Genomic DNA, 3,362 nt, shown 5'->3' with positions numbered 1-3,362 from the left:
ACCGCCGGAAACGACGGGACGGTACGACTGTGGGACCCGATCGAAGGCACACAAACCGGCCAGCTCACCGGCCACACCAGCGGGGTGACCGCGCTGGCGGCCCTACCCCTACCCGACGGACAGATCCTCCTCGCCTCCACCGGAGCCGACGAGACGGTCATCCTGTGGCAGCTCTCGTCGGGTAAAGGGCCTGCCCGACGGAAGGTGTAAGCGGCGCTGACGCTCGCAGGATCGGGGCCACCTATCGGGTCCTGGACACCCACCCGGATAAGCGCCGGGCCGGCACTACGCTCCGGTCGGCGGTGGCGACTCCTGGGAGGGCCGCTTCGGAGCAACCGGCGGAGAAAACCGGGGCAAACCGGCGGGGGGACGAGGAGTGGCGGAGTGCGGGAACGACGCAGGGTGCGGGAACGGCGCCGGATGAGGCACCGATGACCGCGAAGACGATTCCGATCCGGTTCGCCGACGGCGCCGGGGTGGTCGACGTCGCCGAGTCGTTGTCCACCCTGAAGGGGGACGGCCGGTGCCTCTGGCTCGCCGGTGACGAGACGGTCACGATCGAGCGGACGACCCTGTCGCCGGCCGGCGACGGCTTCGCCGATCACGTCAGCTTCTCCGTCGCGGACTTCCTTCCCCTGCCCGAGGAGCCCACGGAGGACGGCACCCAGCTCGAGATCGACCTCGAGGGCATGGACCGGCATGGCGACTATCTGTGGTTCGTCGGGTCGCACAGCCTGGCCCGCAAGCGGGTCCGGCCCCAGCACGCGACCGAGCAGGCCCTGGCCCGGCTGGCGAAGGTGAGCAGCAACGCCAACCGCTACCTGCTCGGGCGCATCCCGGTGGTGCGGGTCGGCGGCCTGCCGACCCTGGTCGCGAGCGCACCCGACCCGGCCTCGCCCGGCGGCGGCAGGCTGACCGCGGCAGCGCTCGGACTGTCCAAGCCCACCCGGTTGACGAAGGCGCTTACCGACGACGACCATCTTGGCCGCTTCCTCAAGATCCCGAGCAAGGACAACGGGCTGGACGTCGAGGGCCTGGCCGTCGTCGGTGAGCGGATCTACCTGGGGCTGCGGGGGCCGGTGCTGCGGGGCTGGGCCGTGGTCCTGGAACTGCGTCTCACCGAGGGAGACGGTCAGAACCTCCTCCTCGCGCCGATCGACGGGGACGGCCGGTATCGCAAGCACTTCCTCGACCTCGACGGGCTGGGGGTACGCGACCTCCTCGCCTCCGGCGATGACCTCCTGCTCCTCGCCGGCCCGACGATGGACCTCGACGGCCCGGTGCGGATCTACCGCTGGCGCGGGGCCGCGCAGGCCCCCACGAGCGTCGTGGTCACCGACGAGGCGATCGAGCGCATCCTGGACCTGCCCGTCGGCGAGGGCGACGACCATCCGGAGGGCATCGCCCTGATGCCCGGCGACCCGTCATCGCTCCTCGTCGTCCACGACAGCCCGGCCGCACGCCGACGCCCGCACCGTCACGAGATCCTCGCCGACGTCGTCCCGCTGCCGCCGGGCTGAACGTCACGCACCCGCGGTGGGACCTTGCGTGACGGAAACGGGGGACGGATCGGAGACCGGACGGGAAAACCTCTGGACGGTCGGGCGATCCGCCGGAGAATAGCCGCGGAGGATATCCCCACGGGATGACGTTCCGTCCTGCTCATCGCTGCCGCTCGCCGCCGCCGCTCGCCGCCGCTCAAGGGACGCACGTGTACGACGAGGTCGACCTGGACGCCATCACCACCAACGCGGATTTCGGCCGTGCACTGACCATCGTGCGCGAGCGCGCGGGGTTGAGCGTGCGGGAGGTGGCGCGCGCCGTCAACGTGCCGGCCAGCACGGTCGGCGGTTACTTCGGTGGCTCCCATCTCCCCGGCCTCAGGTCGGCGAACCTCGTCGAGAACATGCTGCGGGCCTGCCGGGTGGACGACCCCGACGAGATCCGCCACTGGGTCGAGACGTGGCGTCGGGTCCGGCGCGGAGCTCACGGTCGCGGAGCTCACGGTCACGGGGACCATGGCGGCGACCGGATCGGCACCGGACAGGACCCGTCGACGGCGGTCACGATCAGGCCGCCGGTCCAGCGGCTCACCCACCTGCCCGCAATCCGCGGTCGAGACGGCCTGCTCGACCTGCTGGCCGGGCAGCTCCCCACCGGACGCAGGCGCGCGGTCGCCGGATCCGACGTCGGTAACGGGCCCGTCCTCCCCCGGCCTGACGTCCTTCGACCGGACGTCCCCGAACCGGACCTCCCTGGCTCGGACATCCCTCGACCGGACCTCCCTGGCTCGGACGTCCCTGGACCAAAGGGCGTTCGGCCCGACGCCAACGGGGCACGGGTCCACGTGCTGCACGGGCTCGGCGGCGTGGGCAAGAGCACGGTCGCCCTCGCGCTCGCCCGCACCGCGCTCGAACGACGGGTGCGGACCTGGTGGATCAGCGCCACGGGGTCCGGCGCGGTGCGCGCCGGGATGACCGCGCTGGCCGTGGAGCTCGGCGCGACCCGCCACCAGCTGTGCACGGGCAGCCTGTCCGACCTGGTCTGGCGGCTGCTGGCGGACAGCGGACGGCCGTGGCTGCTGATCCTCGACAACGCCGACGATCCGGCCGGCGACCTGGCCCCACCCGGCGGCGACGTGCTCGACGGCACCGGATGGCTGCGGCCGGTCACCCACCCCCACGGAATGGTCGTGGTGACGACGCGCAGCCGGCTGGACTGGGAGGGCCCGTCGCCCGTCGGCGGGACCGCCCGGTCCTGGCTGCGCCTGCACCCGCTCGGCCCCCTGAACGCGGCGGACGCCGGGCTGGCGCTGCGCGACCTGACCGGGGCCGAGCCGGGTCCGCTCGCCGCGGCCGAGAGCCTCGGCCGCCGGCTCGGCGGGCTGCCCCTGGCACTCGCCCTGGCGGGCCAGTACCTCGCCGAGGCGCGGCGAATGCCGGCCGGACTCGGTGGACCGGCGGTCCCGCGGACCTACGTCGACTATGAACACGCGCTCCAGACGGGCGGGCACCAGGCCCTGCTGCGCGGCTTCGGCGGTCCCGGCGGCGCTGGCCGTCGCCGGGAACGCGAGCTCATCGGGCCGACCTGGGAACTGTCGCTGGATCTCCTCGCCGCGCGGGGCCTGGAGCGGGCCCGGGCGCTGCTGACCCTGCTCGCCTGCTTCGGCGGAGACCCGATCCCGTTCGGCCTGCTCCTGTCCGCGGCCGTCCTCGCCGCGTCGCCGCTGTTCCCCGGCCTGCGGGCGACCGAGCTGTGGGAGCTGATCCGCGCCCTGGCCGGCCAGGGGCTGATCGAACACACGACTCCCGACGACCCCGCCACCGACCGGTCCACCACCGACCGGTCCGCCACCGGCGACC

Annotated in this window: 2 protein-coding genes and 1 pseudogene; all 3 read left to right on the top strand. The window is 73.3% G+C overall.

Features of this window, described 5'->3' with window-relative positions; all coding sequences use genetic code 11:
- Nucleotides 1-210, top strand: a pseudogene (locus tag AC08OP_RS23060) (toll/interleukin-1 receptor domain-containing protein); the annotation flags it as partial.
- A gap of 221 nt (nt 211-431) precedes the next feature.
- Nucleotides 432-1,520 (top strand): DUF3616 domain-containing protein, encoded by a 1,089-nt coding sequence (locus AC08OP_RS23055; protein ID WP_476616089.1) that lies wholly within the window; start codon nt 432-434, stop codon nt 1,518-1,520.
- 125 nt (nt 1,521-1,645) lie between these two features.
- On the top strand, nt 1,646-3,362 hold a 1,717-nt coding region (locus AC08OP_RS23050; protein WP_476616088.1), incomplete at its 3' end, for a helix-turn-helix domain-containing protein.

The sequence above is a fragment of the Frankia sp. CeRuru1 genome (genome assembly GCF_977966315.1).
Note: the sequence above shows the minus strand (reverse complement) of the source record. Positions and strands in the feature narration are given on the sequence as shown.